Genomic DNA, 23,956 nt, shown 5'->3' on the forward strand with positions numbered 1-23,956 from the left:
TCCGGCCGATACGGTCGCTTTTGATGATAGTGGAAGTAGCGGTGGTTTCAGACGTAGATGCCATAGATCTCCAGTCTATGGCACTTATGCCCCGCTTGAATAGAGGGGTTCTGTTGGGCGCTTACGTTTGAAAGGCTGGCGAGTAGCTCTACCTCGCTTTTCTGGGAGTCTCGTCACGCTGTCAGGGGCAATGCTTGGTCGCGGGAACGATTCCTAATAGAAGTGCGGAATCACGGGGGATGATTTGGAGGACATCACCTCGTTTGATCAGGAAATCACCAATTTTATGTTCAAAGGCATTCTAATCGAGAAGGACGAGGCGGGTTACCGGGCGGCGCTGGGGGAGATTGACGACGACCGGTTGCCGGAGGGCGATGTGACGGTGCGGGTAAGTCATTCGACGCTCAACTACAAGGACGCCTTGGCGATTACGGGCAAGGGTCCGGTGGTGCGTCGCTTTCCGATGGTGCCGGGTGTCGATCTGGTCGGCACGGTGGAGCACTCGTCGCACTCCGATTTTGAAAAGGGTGACGGGGTGATCCTGAATGGCTGGGGTGTCGGCGAAACGCATTGGGGCGGCCTTGCCCAGATGGCGCGGGTCCAGGGCGACTGGTTGGTGCCCTTGCGTGGGCTTTTCACGCCGTCGCAGGCCATGGCAATCGGCACTGCAGGTTATACGGCGATGCTTTGCGTGCTGGCCTTGGAGGCGCATGGAGTGAGACCGGAGCAGGGAGAGATTCTGGTGACGGGCGCGGCAGGAGGCGTAGGCAGTGTGGCGACGGCGGTTTTGAGTCGACTTGGCTACTCCGTCGTTGCGGTGAGCGGGAGACCGGAGGAAAGCGAGTATCTCAAGGGTCTGGGAGCGGTGGAAATCCTGGATCGGGCGGAGTTTGCCGCTCCCGGAAAGCCGTTGGGCAAGGAACGCTGGGCCGGAGCGGTGGATGTCGTCGGGAGTCACACGCTGGCAAATGTCTGCGCGACGACCCGATACCGGGGCGTGGTGACGGCCTGTGGTTTGGCAGGCGGCATGGATTTCCCGGCCACCGTCGCGCCGTTCATTCTGCGCGGCGTCACCTTGGTGGGCATCGACAGCGTGATGTGCCCGAGGTTGGAGCGGCTCAAAGCCTGGCGCCGTCTGGCGAGTGATCTGGATGTCTCAAAGCTGGAGTCGATCAGCCGGGAAGTGGGGCTGACCGAAGTGCTTCCGCTGGCAGAGAGGATGCTCAATGGGGAAGTGAGGGGGCGGGTCGTCGTCGATGTGAACCGCTAGGCTCGTGGTCGTCGTCTGGCGTTGGTAGGAGAAAATTTCTAAGAATTACCGACCTCCGGGCGTTTCCGGTTCATCACGGGAGACGGATCCACCAAGTGAAGTTTCCGGAAATTTGGTCGCGCTAGGACTCGTTCCATTGGAGTCTCATCGAGCCAAACGGATCAACCATTTCGACCCCAAAAAACCCATTTTAATATGTCTCACGTCTTCATCAAGCCGACCCCTGAGCAGCAAAGAGCTCTTCAACGCCAGCGTCGAAATTCGATGGTGGCAAGTATCCTTGCGGCATTCCTGGTAATGGTGCTCATCGGGCTGGTTCTGGCGTTCATTCTGTTGCCGGGCTATTTCAAGGAAACCCAGGTGATGGTGGCCTACCATGCGCCCGTCCAGCAGGACGATCAGGTCGAGCAGCAGAAGAAGACGAAGATCACCAGCAAGCCGACCGCACCCTCGGCCTCGCAGGCGAGGGTGATCGCCGCGAATACGGCGTCACCGGTCGCAATTCCCGTACCGGATCTCGAATTCAATGAGAGCGAGGTGTCGCTTGAGTTCGGAAGCGGAGACGACTTTGGAGCAGGCTGGGAGATGGGCGACGAAGGAGCGGCTGGTGGTGGCGGTGGCACCACTTTCTTCAAACAGGAAGTCGTGGCGCAACGTGTGGCCTATGTGATCGATGCGTCAAAATCGATGAATCGCCAACGCCAGGAGCTGATGCGCGAGGAGCTGACCAAGTCGATCAAGCAGCTTAGGGCTCCGATGCTCTATCAGATCATTTTCTTTTCCGCGCCCGCGTGGGTGGCAGGCAGTGAAGTCGAATTGGTCGAGAGGGGTGGCTATGCCAAAGTGACCGACGAGACAGGGAGCTACGAGTGGGAAGGACCGAAGCGGAAGATGTCCGGCTGGGAACCGAAAGGTAAGGAGCAAGTGGCGCCGTGGCTTGAGTACAGCGCCAAGACGCGCCGACAGTCGGAGAAACACATCGAAGAGCAGCAGATGCTGCTGGGAACCGATTGGGGTCCTCCTTTGAAAATGGCTCTGGAAATGGAGCCGCCGCCCCAGATCATCTTTTTCATGACCGACGGGGTTGGCGGAAATACCAAGGATCTCTTGGATGATCTTCGGAAGCTTGCACGGCGGAAGAAGACGATCATCAACACGATCTCACTGATGGAACCCAAAGCGGTGGATGGCCTGATCTATCTCGCCAAGGAGACGAAGGGTCAGTTCACGATCGTCAATGAGAAGGGCAAAGCGGAGGTCCAGGAGTTGAAGTAGACTCGGGGAGTCAGGGATGAGTCAGGGCGAAGGATGCGCCCCGGGGTGACGGATGCGATGGCGACCGCGCTGCGTGCCCTGGGATGCCGACCATCATAGGGGAGGCAGCGAGAAGTCCCTGTGCATCCTCGCGTTCCTGCCTGGGGCGCATTTTGGATGGCATTGGGAAAGATCGTTGAAATAATCCATATGAACCGATTCGTAAATCGGGCGAGCTGAGCACAATTCGGTGGGTTTTGCGTAGCATGCAGGAGAAATTTTCATCAAGGTTCCACCAGTATTCAATGATCGATGGCCATGCTTCTTTTTGTCCCCAATGAGTTAGAGAAAATCGAGCGCCGGACGGCGCTGACTCCCGCGACGGTGCGAAAGCTGAAGGCGTTGGGGATCGAGGTCCGGATTGAGGCGGGTCTCGGTGACTCCACCGATTTTCCGGATGATCTGTATCTTGCCGAAGGCGCGCAAAAGATCGATCGTGAGGAGGGATTGAAGTCGGCGGACATGGTCTTTTGCGTGAATCCGCTGGGCCCGGAGGAGCTCCGGAAAATGAAGAGGGGCGCGATGCTGCTGGGTTTCCTGGAGCCCTTCCACGTCCACCTGGGCGCCGGCGAGGCGCCGAGCGATACGCCGTCGAAGGCGAGGATCGATGCGATGCTGGAGGCTGGGGTGACCGGGGTCTCGGTCGAGATGATGCCGCGCACGACGCTGGCGCAGAAAATGGATGCGATCAGTTCTCAGGCGAACCTCGCGGGCTACGTTGCGGTGGTGCTGGCGGCGGAGCGATTGAACAAGATTCTGCCGATGATGATGACGCCATCCGGCACGATTTCGCCGGCCAAGGTGTTCGTGATCGGGGTCGGCGTGGCGGGTTTGCAGGCGATTGCGACGGCCAAGCGGATGGGCGCGCGGGTGACGGCATTCGACACCCGGGAAGAAGCGCTGGAGCAGGCCGAGTCGCTCGGCGCGAAGGCGCTGCGCATTGATCTCGGTGAGACGGGATCGACTGATCAGGGCTACGCGAAGGAGTTGACGCCGGAGCAGTTGGAGAAGCAGCGTGCGGCCCAGGGCAAGGTCTGTGCCGACAGTGATGTGGTGATCTGCACGGCGAAACTTTTCGGCCGCAAGGCACCGTTGCTCGTGAAGGCGGATGTGGTCGCCTCGATGAGTCACGGGTCGATCATCGTCGATCTGGCGGCGGAGACCGGAGGCAATGTGGAAGGCGTGGTCGCGGGTGAGGAAGTCGTGACGGAGAACGGCGTGAGGATCATCGGACACGCCAAACTGGAGAATTTCGTGCCACGCGATGCGAGCGGGATGTTCGCGAACAACCTGGCGAACTTCGTGGAGCATTTCTGGGACAAGGAAGCTTCGACCTTCAAGTTCGATGATGAGGATCCGATTCTGAAAGGGGCGGTTCTGACCCGGGATGGAAAATTTGTAAACGAGCACCCAGCATTCAATAAGTAACCATGGACCCATCGACACTGATCCTCCTGTTGTTCGTCTTCACGCTCGCCGGATTCCTCGGATTCGAGCTGATCGCGAAAGTTCCTTCGCAACTTCACACGCCGCTGATGTCGGGATCGAATGCGATTTCCGGAATCACGGTGGTGGGTGCGATCGTTGCGACCTCCACGATGGGGGACTCGGAGCTCGGTCGCTGGCTGGGATTCGCCGCGCTGGTTCTGGCTACGGTAAACGTCGTAGGTGGTTACGTGGTCACGGATCGGATGCTCGCCATGTTCAAGAAGGGGAAAAAGTAACACCCGGATTTTATGGATTTCGAACAGTTTCAGAACCTCGCCTACATTGGGGCGTCGATCCTTTTCATTCTCGGCATCAAGATGCTCGGGAAGGCGGACACCGCCCGGAAGGGAAACCGCCTTTCATCGATCGGCATGCTGATCGCCGTGCTGGCGACGGTGGTCGGACAGATTGCCAGCGGTCAGATGCACTGGGCGATGGTGCTCGCGGGTCTGGTGCTCGGTGGTGGGATCGGTTTGGTCAGCGCGAAGAAGGTCGAGATGACCGGAATGCCGGAGCTCGTGGCCTTGTTCAATGGCTTCGGTGGTCTGGGCAGTCTGCTGGTCGGCTGGGCCGAGGTGGCGGGAGTCGTCGACATCGATGGCTTCACGGGTGTGGCGGTGTGGGCGACGATTCTGATCGGCGGCATCACCTTTACCGGGTCGATGGTGGCCTGGGCGAAGCTCTCGGAAAGGATCAGCGGAAGCGCGGTGACCTTTTCCGGTCAGAAGATCTTCAACGCGGCCCTGTTTGTGGCCTTGCTGGTTTGTGGTGCGATGTGGATTTCCAGCGGAACGCCGGCGCTTCTCTACGCGGTGATCGTGCTGGCCATGGTGCTTGGCGTGCTGGCGGTGATTCCGATCGGCGGGGGCGACATGCCGGTGGTGATCGCCTTGCTGAACAGCTGTTCCGGACTGGCGGCGGCGGCGGCGGGTTTTGTGATCGCGAACAACGTGCTGATCGTCGCCGGCTGCTTGGTCGGGACCTCCGGGCTGATTCTGACGGTGATCATGTGCAAGGCCATGAACCGGACGCTGAGCAACGTGCTCTTCGGCAGCTTTGGGGCCGCGAATGGGGCGGGCGCCGCCGTGGAAGGCGAGATGAAGGCGCTTTCGGTGGAGGATGCCTACTACGTGCTCGAAGCCGCCCGCAATGTGGTCTTTGTCCCAGGTTACGGGATGGCGGTGGCGCAGGCCCAGCATGCGGTGAAGGAACTGGGTGAGCTTCTAACAGAAAACGGTGCCGAAGTGCGTTATGCGATTCACCCGGTAGCGGGCCGCATGCCCGGCCACATGAACGTGCTGCTTGCGGAAGCGGACGTCGCCTACGAACAGCTTTGCGAGATGGACGATGTGAACGCGACCATGGAGATGGTCGATGTGGCGATCGTCGTCGGTGCGAATGACGTGGTGAATCCCTCAGCAATCGACGATGAGAGCAGCCCGATTTACGGCATGCCGATCATCAACGTGCATCAGGCGCAAACGGTGTTCGCGCTCAAGCGAGGCAAGGGTGCCGGCTTCTCCGGTCTCGTGAACTCGCTGTTCTTCCGTGACAATACCCGGATGATCTACGGGGATGCGAAAGAGACGATCACCGGATTGGCGAATCAGTTCAAGGAGTGAGGTGTCATCGGGATTGGGGCCAGGCACAAAAAAAGGGAGACGCTTGCGCGCCTCCCTTTTTGTTAGAGCGATTTACTCGTCTCCCCAGCCGAGGATCTTGGCGACCTTCGGGGCGCGGATGCGGTGAGGACGGGGGAAGCCGGATCCGACGAGCGGACGGGCGTAGGTGAGGAAGGCGTCGGTAACGTTGTTGCCTTCAGCATTGATGAACTCGTCTTCCATCGTGCGCGTCTGGGCGGCGACGTTCTCGAACGGCTGAAGCGAGTAGTCGACCGAGTAGTTGCCGGTGCGGGTGATGGCGACGGAGCCGTCGAGATCATGCCAAAGGGCGAAATGAACGGCCTTTTCGCCGACCTCGCGGGCTTCGTTCTGGTCGATGTCGGAGACACAGCCGATGAACGAGCGCTGGATGTAACCGAAGGTGTCGGAACGCACGCGCTTGATACCGGTCTTCTCCTTCACGATGGCGGAGAGCAGGTCGCCGAGGGCACCGGTGCCGGAAAGTTGCACGTTGCCGTGGTCGTCCTTTTCGATGGAGTCCATCAGTTTGGTTACCATCGGCACGCCACTTTCGTCGTGGATACCTTCACTCACGGCAATCACGCAACGACCATACTTGTCGTGGACCGCCTTCACGTCCTTGGCGAATTTTTCAGGATCGAAAGTGCGCTCAGGGAGATAGATGAGGTGCGGGCCATCATCAGGATACTTCTTGGCGAGGCTGGCCATCGCGGTGAGGAAGCCAGCGTGGCGACCCATGACGACGCCGATGTAGACGCCGGAGAGCGCGCGGTTGTCGAGGTTGGCACCGGCGAAGGCGCTGGCGACGAAGCGACCGGCCGAACCGAAGCCCGGTGTGTGGTCGTTGCCGGGCAGGTCGTTGTCGATTGTCTTGGGGACGTGGATGCAGCGGAGTTCGTAGCCGCACTTTTTTGCTTCATCATTGACGATGCGGCAGCCATCGGCGGAGTCGTTTCCGCCGACGAAAAAGAAGTAGCGAATGTCGTGGGCGCGCAGCACCTTGAACATCTGGCGGCACTGATCTTCCGTCGGCTTCATGCGGGTGGAACCCAGGGCCGAGCTTGGAGTTTTTCCGACGAGTTCGAGGTTGTTGGTGGTCTCCTGGGTCATGTCGAGGAAGTCCTCATTGAGGATGCCTTCGACGCCGTGGCGCGCGCCATAGACGCGGTGGACCTGAGGGAACTTGCGCGCTTCCAGCGCGACGCCGACGATCGATTGATTGATGACGGCGGTCGGGCCGCCTCCTTGCGCGATTAGAACGTTTCCTTCGAGTTTACCCATGGATTTACTTGGTTGCTTGGCGGGCTGAAAGAGTCAGACGCAGCGCGGAAAGCAAAGGCAAAAATGGCGGTGCGGGATTCGCGGGCTCAGGGCCGCCAATTTTCGGGCAAGGCAAATCGTCAGAGCAACGAGGAGCCAGAAGCCGCAGGCACCATCGCAGGATGCCTGTGGCGATCGGGCTCAGCGACGACCGAATTCACGGGTCAGAGACCTTCGATGAGCTTGCGAGCTTCGTCGCTGTCGAGGCGTTTGGCGATCCTTTGGCAAATCGAGACGATCCTTTTCCTGCGATCCGCGTCGCTGGTGTTGCGGGCGGCTTCACAGAGTTTCGCAAGATCTTCAAGGTCGGCGGAGGCATTGAGGCTCTTCATGGCCTCTTGCGCCGCCGCTTTGTCCGAACCGGACATGATGCCGAGCAGCAAATTGCTGGAGTTCTCAAGCCGGCGGTAGTTGAGCGCCTTGATGGCGAGGACTTTGTCCTCGCTGGATCCGCTCTCCAGCATGCTCGTGAGAATGGCGTCTCCTGCGGGGAAATCCATGTCGCTGATGACGCTGCCGGCGGCTTGGTTCACCCGAGGTTGGCGAGCGGCAAGGGCTTGCAGGACGGCCGTGAAAGCGGACTTCGTGCTTAGATGGCCAAGGGCTGTTAGGGCGGCGATGCGCTCGGCCTCGTCTTCGGAGTCAAGCAGACTCTTGGCGATGGCTTCAGCGGCTTCGCTGGATTTCAGGAACTGGAGGTTGGCCAGAATAACGAGCCGATCGGCGGGGCTGAACTGAGCGACGTCCTTGGTGAGACGTTCCTGCAGGGATGGCAGACCGGCGCGGAGGCCTTGCTGGAGGGAGGCCTGGCGGATGTCGTCGTTGGCGTTCTTCAGCCCATCTTCAAGCAGGGCGGATTTTTCCGGAGTGAGATCCCCCGAAGTGAGCGAGAGGAAGGCCGCGACGCGCAGGGCTTCGGACGCGGTGGTGTTGTAGACGAAGGAGGCCGGGCCGTGGTCGGCATTATCGACGAGCAGCATGGCGCATTCGAGGTCCTGCTTGATGGCCGGGCTGAGCTTGTTGCTTCCGTGGGCCTCCTTCAATGTTGTGATCGCCGATGAGCCTCCGATTCGTCCCAGGGCGTTGATGGCGGCACGGGCGACCTCGCTCTGTTCATCAAAGATGAAGTGCTTCAGCGCCTTCACCGAATCGGTCGACCCTTGAGCGGCGAGCGAGTTGATCAAGCCGATGTTGTCTTCAGTTGAGAATTCGCCGCTGAGCGCGTTCATGAGCGCCGCGACGGATGCATCCGAGTGGATGGACTCAATCGCGCGGCGTGCCTCCTCCCTCAGAAGAGGGTCGCTGCCGATCAGAATGGTATTCAAGGCCGCGACGTCGTCGGCACCAGCCGTCCGACAGAGCACACGGAGAATGTATTTCTTCGCCTCGGCCGGGGTTTGTTCGGCGTTGAGGGTCTCGATGAGCAGCTTGTTGACTTCGGCCGTGTCCTTGTTGCCGGGTGCGGTGGCTTCGTCGACGAGCTTGTTGAGCTCCATGCGCGCTTCATACTGGGCATCGCCGGACTCCTGGGCAAATTTTTGTGAAACGGCGGCAAGTTGTCCCGAGTCGAGAGCTTGAAGCTGGGCGATGAGGGAGGCGCCGAGGAAGAGATGGTGAAATTTCATGGGCTTGGGTTGGAGGTAAGCGACTTGTTAGATCGGGAGGGTGTAGGGTGCGCGGCGTGGGCGATCCATCATGCGGCTGGCGGCGGGATCATCGATGATCTGCTCGGCCTTCGGATCCCATTTGATCGGGCGTCCGAGCCTTTCGGCGATGCCGCTAAGCTGGCAGATGGTGGCGGTGCGGTGTCCGACTTCGACGTTTGCGATCGGTTGTTTGCGGGTCTTGATGGAGTTGAGCCAGTCGGCGCGGTGATCGTTGGAAACGTAGAGGTGGGTGTCGCTTGACTTGAGTCTGACGTTCTTCAGGGACGCTGGGGTGGTTTCGAAGTAGCGGCTGCGGCCGACACGAACTTCGCCTTCTTCACCGATGAAGCGGATCATTGCTCCCTTGGTATCGCCATCGCGGATGACTTTGGCACCATCGGCATACGAGTGGAATTGCGGACCACCTTCATAGCCCTTCGGCGAAATGAGTGTGGGGCCGGAGTCGTCCATGTTGAAGGCCCACTGAATGATGTCGAAATGGTGGGCACCCCAGTCACCATTCTTGCGTGAGCCGTATTCCCAGAACCGGCGCCAGCCTCCGCCGTAATTTCCCTTCACTCGCTCGTTGTTATAGGGCTCCCAAGGTGCGGGGCCGAGCCAGCGGTCGTAGTCAAATCCTTCGGGAACTGGCTGCTCCTTGAACTGAGTGGCGGGAGGGAATTGGCCAAGCTTGGCAATCACGGTGTGGACTTTTCCGATGTATCCATTGCGCACCAGTTCCGCGCCTTTGCGGAAAGCCGTTTCGGAACGTTGCTGGGAGCCGACCTGGAGGACGCGGCCGTAGCGCTCGACGGCGGCGCGCATCGCCTTGCCTTCTTCGATGGTGAGCGACATCGGCTTTTCAACGTAGACGTCTTTGCCGTTGCGCATCGCTTCAATCGAAATGGCGGCGTGCCAGTGGTCGGGAGTCATGACCATCACCGCATCGATGTCCTCGCGGGCGCAGAGCTCGCGGTAATCGGCGGTGCTGTCGCAGGATCCTTGCGCGGCCTTCACTTCCGCGACGAACTTCGCGAGGAGCTTGGCATTCACATCGCACATCGAAACGACCTGAGTGGAGTCCTGGGTCGTGCAGTAGCCGCGGTGGCCTTTTGAGATCAGGCCACAGCCGACCAGGCCGATGGCGATGCGGCTGTTAGGGCCGGTGTGACCTTGGCGACCGAGGACGCGGGAGGAGAGGATCATCGGGGCTGACCAGGCGACGGCGGAGGCGATCCCGCCTTTCAGGATCTGGCGGCGGTCGAACATGGGTTTTGGTGGCGTCATGGGAATAAGTTCGTGATTTTTCGACGGGAGATAAAGGAGGAAATCGAGGGTTCCAAGCCAGGGCGATCAAGTGAGGGAGAGAATCGGCTCCAGCTGATTTTTTCGGACAAAGATGGGTAGGATCCTCCGTCGCCAAGGCTATGGCGGGACAGGTGGGTAGGATTTTGAAATCATGGTCCTCAGTTCAGGCTAGAACTGAGGTTCAACCATGACGATGATCACCAAGATAATTGGATTTCGTTGTCTTCATCCCATTTATCCCATCCATCCTGGTCCAATTTCTTCCCAAGCTTGATCGCCCTGGGTTCCAAGCAGCGCGGAGAGTGGGTCTGACAATGAGCCAGACCGCGGCCTCTGAGCTGGATGACAAAACTCCCCACGAAGATTCGCCCAAAGTCGGGTGAGGCGGGATTCCGTTATTCGTAGGTCTCGCGGCGGAGAAAGGAGTGCTTGAGTGACTCGTCGACTTCGAAGCGGCGCAGGTGACCGCTCTGGCCATCGACTTCGTGGCAAAGCCCCCAACGCAGTCCTTCGAGCGGGCCCTTTTCGTGATCCGGCGTGCGGAACAGTCCATTGGCTTCGGGAGCGCCCTTGATATAGGACATGATCTCGAAGTTCACGCCGTCGGGCGCCCACTGGAGCGTGTTGCGCTCGGGGCCGTCGGTGGTGAGCATCGCGGCGATGCCTCCCTTGTAGTGCCACACGCAGATTTCGTGGCCGGAGTTGGTGATCGGGTTGTATTCGCTTCTAACATACGGCCCTTCGGGCTTGTCGGCGATGGCGACGCCCCACTTCGTTTCGCGGCCGCCCATGAACATCTCTTCGCCCATCGGCTCGCCCTTGTAATAGAGGTAGAACTTGCCGTTGAAGAACATCAGCGTCGGGTCGTGGGTCTTATGGCTGTCGAAGCCACCCTTGTTCGCGACAAGGAAACGGTTGTCTTCCTCGCCGAGCCATTCGCCATCGCCAGTGGGTTCCAGAACGGGACCGGGAACTTTTTCCCATGGGCCGTAGGGGGAGTCGGCGACGGCGATGGAAACGCACTCGAACGAGCGACGCAGGTAGGGCGATTTCACGACCTGATAGACGAGGTAGTAGCGGCCTTCGTGAGCGAGGATTTCCGGAGTGAAAACACTACGGTCATCGTAGGAACCCGCTTCGCCCCGTGCAACGGCGAGGCCTTGTTCTTCCCAATGCCAGCCGTCCTTGCTGGTGGCGTGCCAGAGCTCACAGTGGTCCCACGGGAAAGTCTTGTTCTCAAGATCACCGCTGCCGAAGCCGTAGCTGTGACCGGTCGATTTGCTGTACCAAACATGGAAAATGCCATCGACTTCGATGACCGCGCTCGGATCGCGACGGACCATCTCATCCTTCTTTTCTGCGAGGTCGCCAGTGATCGGCTTGGTGATGATTTCGCAGTACCACTCGGGGCCTTTCGGGTAGTTTTTGGCGCGCAGGGTGGCGGCGCTGAGTTTCTTTTCCATGAGATCAGGGTTGTTGTTTGCGGTACTTGTCCATGCGTTCCATGGCGGCCCCTTCGTAGAGGCGCTTCAGTTGGAACAGTGGGCGCTCAAGCTCGAGTTCCCAGCTGAAAAGTTTCTTGTAAAGCTGGCGGACAAGTTCGGGATTTTCGTCGGCGAGATTGTGGTCTTCGGAAGCGTCCTTGGACAGGTCGTAGAGTTCGGCGGGCCGGTCGGGGAAGCGCAGCAGCTTCATGTCGCCCTCACGAATCGCCGCGCGGCTTTCTTTCTTCCAATAGAGCGTCTGATGGGGGCGGTCGCTTGTTTCTCCGCTGAGAAAAGGGAGGAGGTCGACGCCGTCGAGACCCTCGATTTCCCCGGGATCACCGCCGCCTGCCGCGACGAAGGTGGGCAGCAGATCGAGAGTGCTGGCGGGGTGGTCAAAGACCTTTCCGGCGGAGATTTTTCCGGGCCAGACGACAATCCCGGGGACACGGATGCCGCCTTCGAGGTGATTGGCCTTGGTGCCGCTGAGCGGGTAGTTGCTTGCCGAACTGGCATCGGTCGGGCCGCCGTTGTCGTTGGTGAAGACGATGAGGGTCTTCTCTGTTAGGCCGAGTTCCTCGAGTTGTCCGACGATCTTTCCGCAAGCTCGATCGAGCGAAAGGGTCATCTGCGCGAGGGTGCGGCGCTTGCCCTGGAGTTCGGGAAAGAGCTCCTTGTCCTTCGGGTCGGCCTGCATCGGGGTGTGGACGGCGTTGAAGGAAACGAAAGCGAAAAAGGGGCGGTCGACGTTGCGTTTGATAAAGGCGCAGGTTTCATCGGCGAGCGCGTCGGTTAGATAGCCCTGATGCTCCTGGTAATTGGCGAAATCACGCTCGAGTTTGAGATCATGAGCGACATCCTCGTCCTCGCCGTAAGGGAAGAAGCTGCGAGCCCCGCCGCGGAAGCCGTAGAATTCGTCGAAGCCGCGCTTGAGCGGATGGAAGCGGTCGGCATTGCCCATGTGCCACTTGCCGAAGATCGCGGTCCGGTAGCCGAGCATCTTGAGATGATCGGCCATCGTCGGGATGCCGAGCGGCAGGCCCATGTCATCGCCGGTCGCGCCGGACCCGCTCATGTATCCCGGCACATTGTTTTCCTCGAAGCCGAAGCGCTGCTGGTAGCGACCGGTGAGCAGCCCGGCCCGCGAGGGACCGCAAACCGCGGCACTGACGTAGAATTGGGAAAGCTGCACGCCGGATTTCGCCAGTTTATCGAGTTCCGGCGTCGCGAAATGCCGACTACCTTGGAAGCCGAAATCGGCGTAGCCGGCGTCATCTGCGAAGAGCAGGACGATGTTCGGCGGACCTTGTTCGGCTGCCTCGCCGCCTGAAATCATAAGGAGAATGGCGAGGGCGACACGGATCATTCAATAAGGGTATTGAAGATTGTCGACAGTTCAATACTGAATCAGGTCTGCCTTGGGAGAATCCAGTGTTTTTTCGTATCCTCACTCCGCCTTCAAGCGTCCGAACAGTCGCCCGTCGATCGCGAGACTTCTGCTGATGGTAATGGTGACGCTTTGGGCTCCGTCGATTTCTGGGCCGAACGATACTTCCGGGGCGGTCGGGGGGCTGATGCTCAGGTTGGTCCAATGGTCTCCAAGCCATGAGCCAAACTGAAAAGTTTGCACGCTGTCCTCGGCGGAATCGACGCGTCGAGTGAAAGTGAAAATGAAAGAAAGACCGTCGGTGCTGGCTCGTGGGAGAATGGATGTGTCGGAGAGTTCCGGGTTGCCATTGAGCACATATTCGAGACCGGTCGGGATGCCGTCGCGATCGGGATCGCCTTCCCACGAGGTGTCGTTGAGATCGGGAAATCCTGCGAGCCAGGTGTCGAATGGACGACGGTAATCCGCATAAGCACTGGCGGCCTCCGCATCGCTCATGGCGTAGTTATAGAGCTTCACATCATCGATCATGCCCTCATATCCAAGCCCTGAAATCTGACTTCCCAGCGTGGCGGCGGTGATGCCGCCCATGAGTCGGTTCTTCCCGGTGTCGCTGCTCCATGGTTCTCCATTAAGGTGGATTTGCATGAGGCCGGTGATGGCGTTTTTGCTGAACGCCCAGTGATTCCATTGATCTTTGATTTCAGGGTTGGTGGCGGCCTTGCTGATCCTGTCGTAGCCGGTGGTATTGCCCGCGTCCCAGTAGACTTTGGAGTCACTCCAAGGGAGGTGAATGTTGAGGGCGCGGCTCGAACCATTCACCGCGTAGAAAATCGAATCGCTGCGTGGCTGTGTGGTATCACCATAGGCCCAGAAGGAGATCGTGATTTCCTCGTTGATTTCGGCAAAGGCCGTGGCCGGGAGCGTGATCGAGTCGCTGCTGCCCGTGAAATCGATGGCTCCTCCCTTCACCCCGCAGACTGGGGTGCCGGAGACAAGTGTCGCGCTATGCTTGTTGCCGCTTGAGTCCGGAATCGTCGCGCCATCGATCTCATCGAGTGTCCAGTGGGCGACGAGTTGCTTTTCCCAAACGGTGATCGTGACGGTGGCCGGAAGGCTGTCGAGCTCACCATCGTTGACGGTGAAGCTGAAGCTATCGATGCCGCTGAATCCGGGAGGGGGCGTGTAGTCGAGCACCGGCGCGGTTCCGCTCAGGGAACCTTGGCTCGGTCCATCGACGACGAGATACTGGAGGGGTTCTGAGGAGTCATCCGTGCCGGTAAGGGTGAGCTTGATGGACTCGCCTGCCATGACTCTTGCGCTTGCGGCGATGGCTTGCGGCGCCACGTTGCCGAGTCCTGCGGTGTAGAGCGAGACGACTTCGTTTTCGGTAAGTGCGATGTCGTAGAGCCTTACCTCATCGATAAGGCCGGTGTAGCTGGCGGCGTTGAGCTGGCCACCGAAGGCCGCGTTGGCAATGCCGCTCATCCCTTTGCTCAGGTTGGGAGCGGATTTGTAAAGGACGCCGTTGTGATAGGCTTTCATGGTGCCTTCGGAGACGTTCTTGGTAAAGGTCCAGTGATTCCACTTCCCCTTGTAGTGATCTGCGCTCACCGAGCGGGTAATGCGGTCGTAGCCGCTGGAATTTCCAGCATCCCAGACGAGGTTGGAATCACTGTAGGGGATGTGGGTGTTGAGGACCCGGGAGCCGGATGAGTTCGCCGCGTAGAAGGTGCTGCCTGCGAGCGGTTGGGAGCCGTCGCCGTAGACCCACATCGCGATGGTGATCTCCTGGTCGACCGTGCTGAATGCTGAAGAGGGAATGACAACGCGGTCGTTGTTTCCATCAAAACTCAGGGCACCTTGATTGACACCTTCGACCCAGCTCGCTCCAACAATGGTTCCGTGATTTCCTTTTCCTGAAGAATCGCTGGCAAAGGTGCCGGTGGCGTCGTCGAGCTTCCAGTGACCTATCAGGTGTTCGGCGTCGCGCTTGGCAGGATCGAGTTGCCAGTAATCAAACCTGAAGGAATCGAGATCCATCAACGGGCCGGTGCCGCCCACGAAAACGAGATAGAGCTGATGAAGCCCGCGGGCTTGTTCGAGGTCGAGGGTGGCCGTTTGCCACGCAGTTGGATGCGAGCTGGCGGGCACGGCGCAGGTGCCGATGAGCGTGCCGGTCGGGCTGCCGAGGCGAAGTTGAATGCTTCCGCCACTCGGACTGTTCGAAACGCGTGCAAGAAATCTCCTCGGGCCGACGCCCAAAAAGAAATCGTCGAAACGAATCCAATCCCCGCTTTCGATCGATTCGACGTGGCTGCCGCCGCCGGGGCTTGGGGCGATGGTGACGCCGTCATGCGCGGAGAAGTCTTCGGCTTGAACCGTCTGGAGAATGCCGAAGCCGCGGGAGCCACCGAGGGCGGTCGTGCTGAGGTTGTTGTTAGATCCCCTGTTGGTCACCTTGCCTGCGGACTGACCGCGGGTGCCGGAGCTCTGCGCGGCCATGATGACGGGGTAGTTCGACAGGTTGTTGAGGGTGATGCTGCTGGTCGAGAGATCGTTGTAGGTGGGATTGACGACGTGCTCCCTGAGGCCATCGCGGACACCGCCGACCATGATCACCATGTTCTGATCCACGCTGGCATCGGGGCGCCTGAAGGTGAGGTTGTGGCCACTGCCGCCGATGTAGGCGACGGCATGGTTTCCATAGGTCTCTTCATTGTCGAGGATGGTGATGTCGACGACGTTGTTCCGGTCGGTCTGATAATTATTCTGATAAACCGGGCCGAACTGGGCGTTTCCGCTGCAGTTGACGATCTGGCCGCTGGATCCGACCCAGAAGCCGCTTTCATTTCCGAGTGAGACGCAGCCTTCGACGTATTTGGTGTTGTCGCAGAAACCGATGGTCACACCGGAGCGCATGTTCTTCACCGTGCAGTCCTTCACGGTAAGGTTGCGCGTGTTTCGGGGATTGCCGTCTGGGTCGGTTCCGGCGTTGTAGGCGCGGATGCCGTCCTCCTGAAGGCTGAACATCCAGCCGGGCTGGAGGGGGTAACCGGGGCTGTCTTCAGCGGATGGATCCTGGGCCCAGGCGGTTTCGAAGTCCACGTCGTCGGCGGGCGAGCCGGTGCCTGCTTCGGCTAGGACTTCGTCTGAAGATCGCATTTCACCTTCCACGTAGCAGCCTTCGATGACGGCATCGAGCGAGCCTTGGCAAAAAATGCCGTGGCCATAGGCGCGGTGGAAGATGCTGGTGTTCTTGAGGTGATTGCTGTCGCCACGGACCAGAATTCCGGAGTGCTTGAAGTGCTTGATGACGTAGCCCGTGCCCTTGCCAAAGATGTCGCCGTAGCCATAGGGGTAGGATCCTCTAACAGTCAGGCTGAATCCCTCGACGAGGTTCCTTCGTCCATCGAGAAGCACGCCGAGAGCCGTTCGGTAGGGGCGCGTATTTCCGATGTCGACGAGGGTCAGGTTTCTAAGAACCAGGTCCTCGCCGTGGAGGGCGACTTCGATGACTTCAATGTTTCCAAACGATCGGAAGACACGGGTGTCGATCTCAATGGTGACTCCGGTGAAATCGAACTCGCTGTTGTGGCCGGTAAAGTTGAGCAGCGTATTTGAGCTGAAGAGTCCCGAACTGACATCGGCGGGCGTGATGCGATAGGTCCCCGGCGTCATGACAACCCTGGCATTGTCGTCATCGAGATAGGGGAGAAGTTGGCTGAGCGAGCTGACGACGTTCTGGCCGAAGGTCTTCGAAAAAAAGCAGACGAAGCAGAGGACGAGCAGCCTTAGGGACATGGCAGGTTGGGGAATGTGGGGTTGGAGCCGGTTTCCAAAGGTAAGCGCAGGCGAAACCGCTAGTGGTTGTGGGCCTTCGGAAAAAGGCGTTTTGTCGTTTCCCTGTTGATCGCCAGCGAGTCGTGGAGGGTCGCAGGAATGGGTGTGTTGATCCTTCTTGGTGTTGCGCTAGCATGAGCCAGACCAAAACCTTCATAAGAACCAAATGGATACTCAACATTTCGACTACATCGTCATCGGTGGCGGCAGCGGCGGTTATGCGGCAGCGCGCACGGCACGGGAAACCAGGGAGCGTGTCGCGATCATTGATGACGCGGAGGAACTCGGTGGCTTGTGTATTCTCAAAGGCTGCATGCCATCCAAGACCCTGATCTATTCGGCGGAGGTGCTGCACCTGGCGCAGAAGGGGAAGGTGTTCGGACTCGATATTCCGAAGGCGCGGTCGGACATGCCGGCCTTGCACGAGCGGAAGCTGGAGATCATCAAGGAGTTCTCGGATTACCGTCAGGAGCAGTTGCGGAGTGATCGCTTCACGCTCTTTCGCAGTCGGGCAAAGTTCATCGATGAGGGGACGATCGAGCTGAGTGACGGGACGAAGCTGACGGCCGATCATTTCATGATCGCGACGGGTTCGAAGGTGGCGGTGCCGCCGGTGGAGGGGCTTGAGGGATTGCCCTGCTGGACGAGTGACGATGTGCTGGATCTGGATTTCCTTCCGGAAAAAGTGATCGTCCTCGGTGGCGGCATCGTGGCCTGTGAGCTGGCCCAGTTCTTACGCCGTGTCGGTGCCGAGGTGGTACAGATTCAGCGCAGCCCGCGGATTCTCAAGGAGACTTCGCCGGAAGCGGCAGAGGTGGTGGAGAAGGCATTTCGCGACGAAGGCATCGAGCTTTTCACCGATACCGAGCTCCAATCGGTCGAACAAGCGGAGGGAGGGTTCGTCGTTCGCTTCAAGCATGGTGGTGAGGAGCAGCTTGTTAGAGCCCCGTACCTGCTCAACGCGCTGGGACGTCGGCCGGCGACGGATGGGCTCGGGCTCGAAGAGGCAGGCGTCGAACTTCGTGAGAGCGGTCACATCAAATGCGATGGAATGCAGCGAACGAGCAACCCCAAGATCTACGCCTGTGGCGACGTCGCGGGACCGCATGAGATTGTGCACATCGCGATCATGCAGGGTGAGACGGCGGCGAAGCATGCCACGGGGCGGTCGGCCGAGGCAGTCGATTACGACACCCTGTTAGGCGTGGTCTTTACGGATCCTCAGGTGGCCAATGTCGGACTCAGTGAGGCCGAGTTGAAGGAGCGGGGCATCGACCATCTGTCCGCGGACTATCCATTCGACGACCATGGCAAGTCGATCCTGATGGAGGCGAAGTATGGCTACGTGAAGGTCCTGGCGGATACAAAGGGAGTGGTGCTCGGCGCCGAGTGCGTGGGCAAGGATGCGGGGGAGCTCATTCACGCGATGGCCGTGGCGGTCAGCCTGAAAGCCAATGTCCGCGATTTGCTCAAGGTGCATTGGTACCATCCGACCCTCTCGGAGATCTGGAGCTATCCGATCGAGGACATTCGCGATGAGCTGAAGTAGGCTAAATGAAAATTGTCGACAATCTCGCGTTTTTTGGAAAGTTGTATGACAGTGCTGCGTAGGAACGGCCAGCAACTGCCATATGAATATTACTTCACTGATTTCCCTGCTTGGTCTCAGCGGACTCGCTGCCGGCTCCTCGATCCTGATTGAAGCCGAAACGTTTGCCGAGAAAGGCGGGTGGATGGTTGATACTCAGTTCATTGAGTCCATGGGATCGCCGTATTTGATCGCCCATGGGATGGGCACACCGGTGGGGGATGCGAGCACGAAAGTGGAGATCCCCGAGGATGGCAGCTACAGAGTCTGGGTGCGGACGCTCGACTGGTCGGAGCGCATGGGCCGGGCGGAAGGGGCGGGTCGTTTCAGCATGGAAACCGACGGAAAGCCGCTCGGCGGTGAGCTTGGCAAGGGCAAGCCGGAGTGGGATTGGGAGCTGGTCGGCAGCGCGGATTTGAAGGCGGGATCGACGGCCCTGACGCTCAAGGACGGCAGCGGATTCGATGGCCGGGTGGATGCGATTTTGCTGAGTAACGAAGAAAACTTTACGCCACCGACGGTCGGAACTTTGGCCGAACGGACGAGCTGGGAGATCGCCGGTGCGCCGGAGATGGCGGGGGACGCGGGAGATTTTGATCTGGTCGTGATCGGCGGTGGCTATGGTGGACTCGGATCGGCGATCTCGGCGGCTCGGATGGGCGCGAAGGTGGCGCTGATTCAGAATCGCGAGGTGCTCGGTGGCAACGGGTCCTCGGAGGTCCGGGTCTGGGCGATGGGAAATTTTCCCCCTAACAAGTATCCGGTCGCCGACATCATTCAGGAGATCTGCGATTCGGCGGAAGCTTCGCCCGCACCGGCGGAGCAGTTCGAGGACGACAAGAAGGAGAAGGTCGTGCGTGCGGAAAAGAACATCACGCTTTTCCTCGGCCACCATGCCTACGGCCTGGAAATGGAGGGCGATGAGATTGACTCGGTGAAGCTTCTTGAAGTCGCGACCGGCAAGGTCAAGACGGTCTCGGGCAAGTTCTTTGCCGACTGCACGGGTCATGGCTTTATCGGTCAGTGGGCCGGTGCCGACACGACCATGGAGGAGAAGGGCCGCATGGGCATGAGCAACATGTGGATGTGGGAAAACACGGACGCTCCGGTGAGTTTCCGCGAGGAAGAATGGATGATGCCATTCAAGGCCAAGGACTTTCCCTATCCGGTTCGCAATCATGCGCAGTGGTTCTGGGAAGGCGGATTCGACCAACATCCGATCAAGGAACTCGAGCAGATTCGCGATTGGAACCTGATCGTCTCCTACAGCGCCTGGAACTCGATCAAGAACCACGCAGCCCACGCCGAGCGCGATGAGAACGGCCACAAGAACGCCAAAATGTCCTGGCTCGCCTACGTCGGCGGCACCCGTGAAACCCAGCAGATCCTCGGCGATGTGATTCTAACAGGAAAGGCGATCAAAGCGGACGAAGAATTTCCGGATGCGGTCGTCCTGACGACCTGGTCGATCGATCTCCACGTGCCGCAGGAGGAGTTCGTCGCCGCGGCTCCCGAGCGTCCTTTCATTTCCCGCGCGATCCATGACCGGGTGATCGACAAGAACGTGGGCTACCCGATTCCCTACCGCTGCTTCTATTCGAGGAACGTGCCGAACCTTTTCATGGCCGGTCGCAACATCAGTGTGGACCGTCACGCACTCGGCACGATCCGCGTGATGAACACCATCGGCATGATGGGTGTGGTGGTCGGCAAGGCCGCCGCGCTGGCGACGGCTCACGACTGCACGCCGCGCGAGCTTTACGAGAAGCATCTCGATGAAATGAAGCAGCTCTGGCTGCTCCCGGGTAAGAGTCGATTCGAGTCGCTCGAGGAACTGAAGGTCTCGCTGCCGTCCGAGTAATTCAAAACTCCTATAGCCCATCGATTCTCGTCCAGGCGACCGTGCTCGTTTGGATCTTCTCTTTCCGCCATCAGCAAGCCTTATGGAACGATCATTCTCAAACCAGTGCCTCGGCCTCGCCTTGCTCTCTCTAACAGCCTGCCTCCCCGGTCTTGCAGAATCCCAGGAAAGTTCCGCCAAGCCGAACATCCTCTGGATCGTCACCGACGACCAGCGTCCCGATTCGGTGGCGTCCTACAACCGTCTGGTCTTCGGCACGGATGAGAGCCCGCTCGGATACGTCGAGTCGCCGAACATCGACAAGCTTGCGGCCGAGGGAGTGATGTTTACCCGCGCGATGTGCAACTCGCCCGTCTGCGGTCCCTCGCGTGGATCGATGCACTCGGGGCGCTATCCTTTTCGGATCGGCCACTACGGTTTCCAGCTGACGCATCAGGCGCCGGACTTCGTGCGTCCGGTGGTGCCTCAACTGCTGCGCGAGCAGGGCTATGCCACCGCCGCGTTCGGAAAAGATGATCCCTACATCTACAAATGGGGACCGGGTCAGGGCTACAACGACCCCGGATTTTACGATGTCAAGGTGCACAACAAGAACGGTCTGCAGCGCGGAGGCATCGGCGACATCGCCAGCCTGGAGGAATTCGGCAAAGGCGGAATCGAAGTGGTGTTCTATCCGGATGGCAGCAAGCGGAGCTACTTTCTCACTCGAAACGATGGCGACATTTCCGAGGCCGACCGGGCTGAGATCGCGAAGACCAATGAGGAGTTCGGCATCCTGCGTTCCCACACGCGGAGCAATCCGAATTTGATCCTCGGTGGCGTGAATCCCAAGCCCGCCGACGATACCGCCGACGCGCACATCGCCACGGAAATGATGAACTACCTGGCGAATGCCGGGAAAAGCTACAAGACGCTTTGGGGCAAAGAGCTCAAGGGTGCGGATCCTTCGAAGCCGCAGTTCATCCACCTCGGCTTCCATTTTCCGCACACGCCGGTACTGCCGCCGAAGTCGGTGCGTGAGCGCTTTCAGTCGAAGAAGTATCGCGTCCCGGACTTCGACGATGAGGAGTTGGCGAAGTTCCCGCCACAGCTCATGAAGCTCTACAACAGTTGCAAGATCGAAGGCATGAGCGACGTCGAGAAGCAGCAGGCGATCCAGGACTACTACGCCTTTTGCGCCCATGGCGACGCGCAGATCGGCAAGGCGGTTGGGGCTTTCAAAAGGTACTGCAAGGCGAACGAACAGGGGTATCTGATTCTCTTCACCATTGGTGATCATAGCTGGCATCTCGGAGAACAGGGTATCGAGGCAAAGTTCGGTCCCTGGCGTCAGTCGGTGGAAAACGCCGCCATTCTCGTTTCCTCGGACAAGGAACTCGTGCCGGCCGGGAGTCGCTGCGACACGATGGTCGAGTTCGTCGACTTTGCGCCAACGATGCTGGCCGCCGGGGGCATGGACCTTGACGACCCGGAACTCGACTTTCTCGACGGCGTGAGTCTCTTCGATGTGAGGGATGGCAGCGTCCCGCAGCGTGACTACATCCTCGGTGAGATCCACCTCGTCACCGGACCTCGCGCCTACCTGCACACCGAACGATTCCGCTTCTCGATGCGCAGTCGGCCGTTTCCCGGTCAGGTGAATCCGAAAAACATGGGCCAGGATATCAAGTGGGCGCTCGAAGCGCCGCTGGAGAAAGTCGATCTCGCGCTCTACGATCTGAAACACGATCCGCTCGAACGCAATAACGTCGCCAACGATCCCGCCTACCGCGAACTCGCCGCATGGTTTCGCAACAAGCTCGGCAACATCGTGCTCGGCGATCGTCGGGTCGAATGCGACTGGACGCAGGAAAACCGCTACTCCCTCAGCGACTTCGCCAAAGGCGCCGACGACAAGAAGGTGAACATCCCCGTCGAGCTGATCCCCTCGATCTGACCATCCACAACCATTTGCTCATGAACTTACGTCTCCCATCCGCTATTGTCGGCCTGTTAGGAATGCTGGCGCCATCGTTGGTGCACGCCGAAACCGCTGTCCGAAAGCAAAAGCCGAACGTCCTCTGGATTCTAACAGACGATCATCGGTATGACTCGATCCGCGCATTCAACAAGATGCTCCACGGTCGTGAGATGAGCGAGCTCGGCTACGTCGAGTCGCCGCAGACCGACCGACTTGCGTCGATGGGCACGACCTTCATCAACACCTATTGCCAGGCGATGGGTTGTGCGCCGTCGCGCGCGTCGATGCACTTCGGCCGCTACCCATTCCGCTCCGGCATCTATGAGTTCGAGTATTTCAACAACAACGCGGAGCACATGCGTCCTTCTCTCCCGGAAGAGATGGCTGTCCTTGGTTACCAGACCACCCACGTTGGCAAGCTCGGGGTGCGGGTCAAGTCGGTGAAGGACGGTCGGGTCGGTCCGCACAAGCTCTATCAAACCGACTTCTATTTTCAGAACCTGTGGAAGGACTGGCTGACCGATTGGGGCAAGCTGTGGTTTACCGAAATCGAGGGCGAGAAGCTCGAGAAGCCGATTCAGAACATCGAATTCTTCGTTTCGCCGGATGGAACGGTCGAGTACGCCAACCTCGAACTCGAGAAGGCGATGCCGAGGTTCGCCGGCTCTGCCGCCGCGACAATGGAGAAGTATGATCTGTTGCGCCACTACAACAAAAAGAAGGGCAAGAACATCGACTCGGGGATGATCCTGGCGGGCGTCAGTTCGCAGCCGGCCGGCAAGACTCGCGACGGATCCTACACGTCGATTCTCGGGGACTACCTTCAAAACGAGAACCGCAAATTCAAGGTCGGCTCGAAGAGGTATGGCGGGGTCGACCCATCGAAGCCGCTGTTCTGCCACCTCGGCTTTGACTTTCCGCACACCCCGGTTCTTCCGCCCGCCGACTATCGCGAGCGTTTCCGGAAGCACACCTACAAGGTTCCCGAGTTCGACGAGGAGGAACTCAAGACCATGCCCGAACAGTTGAAGAGGATGGTCTCGAACGGCTACTCGGATCATCTAACCGACGAGGAAAAGCAGGCGATGATCCAGGACTACTACGCGTTCTGCGCCTACGGTGACGCGCTGGTCGGCGAGGCGGCGGATGCTTTCATCGCCTACAGCGAAAAACACCAGCAACCATGGATGATCGTCTACGTCTGCGGTGACCACGGCTGGAAACTTAATGAGCACGGATCGGTGTCGAAGTTCACGCCATGGGATATCGACAGCCACAATCCGATTGTGGTGGTTTCATCCGACAAGCAGGCTTTTCCAGCTGGCAAGGTCGTGACCGGATTCACCGAGTTCGTGGATATCATGCCGACGGTTCTGAGTGCGGCGGGAGCGGATCTGGGGAGCGGGAAATTCGGGCATCTGGATGGGTATGATCTGGCGGAAATCACTTCCGGCGAGATTCCGGCTCGCGATTACGCCATTGGCGAAAGCCACGCCGTGACCGGTCCGCGGGCCTACATCCGGACGAAGGACTTCGTTTACTCGTTGCAGACGCGGCCTGACAGGAATCGCGGCAAGAACATGGATTGGGCCAGAAACGCCAGCGACGAGGAGCTCGATCCGGCGCTCTATCACATGCCTTCGGATCCGCATGAGACAAACAACCTCGCTTTCAATCCCGAGTATCAGGGCGTGGCGAAGAAGATGAAGGAGAAGCTTCTGAGCATCGTGCTCGGAGATGGGCGAGTTGAAGTTGGCTGGGGGCCGAAGGCCGATGGCACCAAGGTCTTCCGCAGTGACTTTGCAAGGGGTGCGGACGATAAGAAACTCAAGTTCTGAAATCTG

The 23,956-nt window shown here is 59.2% G+C and carries 15 protein-coding genes; 9 read left to right on the forward strand and 6 right to left on the reverse strand.

Annotated elements, in window-relative coordinates; genetic code table 11:
* Nucleotides 1-286: 286 nt before the first annotated feature.
* From acuI to ACFQY0_RS18240, 5 genes are all read left to right on the forward strand, one after another.
* Entirely contained in the window at nucleotides 287-1,270 is a 984-nt protein-coding gene (acuI, locus tag ACFQY0_RS18220) for an acrylyl-CoA reductase (NADPH) (protein ID WP_379715372.1), read from the forward strand.
* Nucleotides 1,271-1,465: 195 nt separating this feature from the next.
* Entirely contained in the window at nucleotides 1,466-2,545 is a 1,080-nt protein-coding gene (locus ACFQY0_RS18225; protein WP_379715374.1) for a vWA domain-containing protein, read from the forward strand.
* A gap of 297 nt (nucleotides 2,546-2,842) precedes the next feature.
* The gene (locus ACFQY0_RS18230) at nucleotides 2,843-4,012 is read left to right on the forward strand and encodes an NAD(P) transhydrogenase subunit alpha (protein WP_379715377.1); all 1,170 of its coding nucleotides are present in this window, start codon (nucleotides 2,843-2,845) and stop codon (nucleotides 4,010-4,012) included.
* 2 nt (nucleotides 4,013-4,014) lie between these two features.
* Entirely contained in the window at nucleotides 4,015-4,308 is a 294-nt protein-coding gene (locus ACFQY0_RS18235) for an NAD(P) transhydrogenase subunit alpha part 2 (protein WP_379715380.1), read from the forward strand.
* A gap of 12 nt (nucleotides 4,309-4,320) precedes the next feature.
* Complete coding sequence (locus ACFQY0_RS18240) at nucleotides 4,321-5,694, forward strand: NAD(P)(+) transhydrogenase (Re/Si-specific) subunit beta (RefSeq protein WP_379715383.1); 1,374 nt, start codon at nucleotides 4,321-4,323, stop codon at nucleotides 5,692-5,694.
* Nucleotides 5,695-5,766: 72 nt separating this feature from the next.
* On the opposite strand, the gene ACFQY0_RS18245 is transcribed toward ACFQY0_RS18240, so the two are convergent.
* The 6 genes from ACFQY0_RS18245 to ACFQY0_RS18270 all read right to left on the reverse strand — a co-directional run bounded on the left by ACFQY0_RS18245 (nucleotide 5,767) and on the right by ACFQY0_RS18270 (nucleotide 16,664).
* Entirely contained in the window at nucleotides 5,767-6,996 is a 1,230-nt protein-coding gene (locus tag ACFQY0_RS18245; protein ID WP_379715385.1) for a 6-phosphofructokinase, read from the reverse strand.
* 203 nt (nucleotides 6,997-7,199) lie between these two features.
* Nucleotides 7,200-8,660 (reverse strand): HEAT repeat domain-containing protein, encoded by a 1,461-nt coding sequence (locus tag ACFQY0_RS18250; RefSeq protein ID WP_379715388.1) that lies wholly within the window; start codon nucleotides 8,658-8,660, stop codon nucleotides 7,200-7,202.
* A 27-nt stretch (nucleotides 8,661-8,687) separates the two neighbouring features.
* On the reverse strand, nucleotides 8,688-9,968 hold the full coding sequence (locus ACFQY0_RS18255; protein WP_379715391.1) for a Gfo/Idh/MocA family protein: 1,281 nt from the start codon (nucleotides 9,966-9,968) through the stop codon (nucleotides 8,688-8,690).
* Between the two features lie 416 nt (nucleotides 9,969-10,384).
* Nucleotides 10,385-11,452: a glycoside hydrolase family 117 protein gene (locus ACFQY0_RS18260; protein ID WP_379715393.1), complete on the reverse strand. Its 1,068-nt coding sequence runs from the start codon at nucleotides 11,450-11,452 to the stop codon at nucleotides 10,385-10,387.
* A 4-nt stretch (nucleotides 11,453-11,456) separates the two neighbouring features.
* Entirely contained in the window at nucleotides 11,457-12,839 is a 1,383-nt protein-coding gene (locus tag ACFQY0_RS18265; protein ID WP_379715396.1) for a sulfatase-like hydrolase/transferase, read from the reverse strand.
* Between the two features lie 81 nt (nucleotides 12,840-12,920).
* Nucleotides 12,921-16,664 carry a LamG-like jellyroll fold domain-containing protein gene (locus ACFQY0_RS18270; protein WP_379715399.1) on the reverse strand — a complete coding sequence of 1,248 codons (3,744 nt, stop codon included), beginning with the start codon at nucleotides 16,662-16,664 and terminating at the stop codon, nucleotides 12,921-12,923.
* Between the two features lie 205 nt (nucleotides 16,665-16,869).
* Between ACFQY0_RS18270 and ACFQY0_RS18275 the strand changes: the two genes are divergently transcribed.
* The 4 genes from ACFQY0_RS18275 to ACFQY0_RS18290 all read left to right on the forward strand — a co-directional run bounded on the left by ACFQY0_RS18275 (nucleotide 16,870) and on the right by ACFQY0_RS18290 (nucleotide 23,950).
* Complete coding sequence (locus ACFQY0_RS18275; RefSeq protein ID WP_379715402.1) at nucleotides 16,870-18,252, forward strand: dihydrolipoyl dehydrogenase family protein; 1,383 nt, start codon at nucleotides 16,870-16,872, stop codon at nucleotides 18,250-18,252.
* An 82-nt stretch (nucleotides 18,253-18,334) separates the two neighbouring features.
* Nucleotides 18,335-20,152 carry an FAD-dependent oxidoreductase gene (locus ACFQY0_RS18280; protein ID WP_379715405.1) on the forward strand — a complete coding sequence of 606 codons (1,818 nt, stop codon included), beginning with the start codon at nucleotides 18,335-18,337 and terminating at the stop codon, nucleotides 20,150-20,152.
* 82 nt (nucleotides 20,153-20,234) lie between these two features.
* Nucleotides 20,235-22,088 (forward strand): sulfatase-like hydrolase/transferase, encoded by a 1,854-nt coding sequence (locus tag ACFQY0_RS18285; protein WP_379715408.1) that lies wholly within the window; start codon nucleotides 20,235-20,237, stop codon nucleotides 22,086-22,088.
* A gap of 20 nt (nucleotides 22,089-22,108) precedes the next feature.
* The gene (locus ACFQY0_RS18290) at nucleotides 22,109-23,950 is read left to right on the forward strand and encodes a sulfatase-like hydrolase/transferase (RefSeq protein WP_379715411.1); all 1,842 of its coding nucleotides are present in this window, start codon (nucleotides 22,109-22,111) and stop codon (nucleotides 23,948-23,950) included.
* The last annotated feature ends 6 nt before the right edge of the window (nucleotides 23,951-23,956 follow it).

Source organism: Haloferula chungangensis (assembly GCF_042664875.1).
Lineage (GTDB): Bacteria > Verrucomicrobiota > Verrucomicrobiia > Verrucomicrobiales > Akkermansiaceae > Haloferula > Haloferula chungangensis.